Source organism: Methylobacterium longum (assembly GCF_022179385.1).
In the GTDB taxonomy this organism is placed as follows: domain Bacteria; phylum Pseudomonadota; class Alphaproteobacteria; order Rhizobiales; family Beijerinckiaceae; genus Methylobacterium; species Methylobacterium longum.
In genome coordinates this window covers 1-1,189 of the sequence record NZ_BPQS01000133.1, presented here as the reverse complement: position 1 = coordinate 1,189, position 1,189 = coordinate 1, and the positions used below count along the sequence as shown (strand labels likewise).

The window sequence follows — 1,189 nt, the reverse complement described above, 5'->3', positions numbered from 1 at the left end:
ATGGGCAAGGAAAAGTTCTCCCGCACCAAGCCGCACTGCAACATCGGCACGATTGGTCACGTTGACCACGGCAAGACGTCGCTGACGGCTGCGATCACGAAGGTGCTTGCGGAGACGGGTGGGGCGACGTTCACGGCCTACGACCAGATCGACAAGGCTCCGGAGGAGAAGGCGCGCGGGATCACGATCTCGACGGCGCACGTGGAGTACGAGACGCAGAACCGTCACTACGCGCACGTGGACTGCCCCGGCCACGCCGACTACGTGAAGAACATGATCACGGGCGCGGCGCAGATGGACGGCGCGATCCTGGTGGTGTCGGCGGCCGACGGGCCGATGCCGCAGACGCGCGAGCACATCCTGCTGGCGCGTCAGGTGGGCGTTCCGGCGCTGGTGGTGTTCCTCAACAAGGTCGACATGGTCGACGACGAGGAACTCCTGGAGCTGGTCGAGCTGGAGGTGCGCGAGCTTCTCTCGAAGTACGACTTCCCGGGCGACGACATCCCGATCACCAAGGGCTCGGCGCTGATGGCGCTGGAGGACAAGGAGCCCAAGATCGGCAAGGAGGCGGTGCTGGCGCTGATGGCGACGGTGGACAGCTACATCCCGCAGCCGGAGCGTCCGATCGACCTGCCGTTCCTGATGCCGATCGAGGACGTGTTCTCGATCTCGGGCCGCGGCACGGTGGTGACGGGCCGGGTCGAGCGCGGGATCGTGAAGGTGGGTGAGACGGTGGAGATCGTCGGCATCCGCGACACGCAGACCACGACGGTGACGGGCGTGGAGATGTTCCGCAAGCTGCTCGACCAGGGTCAGGCGGGCGACAACGTCGGCGTGCTCCTGCGCGGCACGAAGCGCGAGGACGTGGAGCGCGGCCAGGTCGTGTGCAAGCCGGGTTCGGTGAAGCCACACGCCAAGTTCAAGGCCGAGGCCTACATCCTGACCAAGGAGGAGGGCGGGCGCCACACGCCGTTCTTCACGAACTACCGGCCGCAGTTCTACTTCCGCACGACGGACGTGACCGGCATCTGCACGCTGCCGGAGGGCACCGAGATGGTGATGCCGGGCGACAACGTGACCATGGACGTGGTCCTGATCGTGCCGGTCGCCATGGAGGAGAAGCTGCGCTTCGCCATCCGCGAGGGCGGCCGCACCGTCGGCGCCGGCGTCGTCGCCGCCATCAACGACT

General features: G+C 66.8%; 1 protein-coding gene. It reads left to right on the top strand.

The features are described 5' to 3' along the window. A partial coding sequence (tuf, locus tag MFF58_RS31695; RefSeq protein WP_210030226.1) for an elongation factor Tu occupies positions 1 to 1,189 on the top strand: 1,189 nt, incomplete at its 3' end.